This window comes from Pseudomonas sp. BCRC 81390, from assembly GCF_030341915.1.
GTDB lineage: Bacteria > Pseudomonadota > Gammaproteobacteria > Pseudomonadales > Pseudomonadaceae > Aquipseudomonas.
Genome location: NZ_JATAAG010000042.1, coordinates 1 through 288, shown reverse-complemented (window position 1 = coordinate 288; position 288 = coordinate 1). Strand labels below are relative to the sequence as shown.

Genomic DNA, 288 nt, shown 5'->3' with positions numbered 1-288 from the left:
GGCCCCGGCGCGACCAACCTGGTTACCGCCAGCGCCTACGCCTACCTGGGTGGCATGCCGATGATGATGATCACCGGCCAGAAGCCGATCAAGAAGTCCAAGCAAGGCCGTTTCCAGATCATCGACGTGTGCGGCATGATGGACCCCATCACCAAGTACACCCACCAGTTCGCCTCGGCCGACAACATCCCGGCGCGCATGCGCGAAGCCTTCCGCCTGGCTGAAGAAGAAAAGCCCGGTGCCGTGCACCTGGAACTGCCGGAAGACATCGCCGCCGAGCAGACCGAC

The 288-nt window shown here is 63.5% G+C and carries 1 protein-coding gene; it reads left to right on the top strand.

All coding sequences use genetic code 11. The annotated features are described in order from the left end of the window. Positions 1 to 288 (top strand): thiamine pyrophosphate-binding protein (locus QSV36_RS14270; protein WP_289132547.1); only part of this gene is annotated, 288 nt, incomplete at both ends.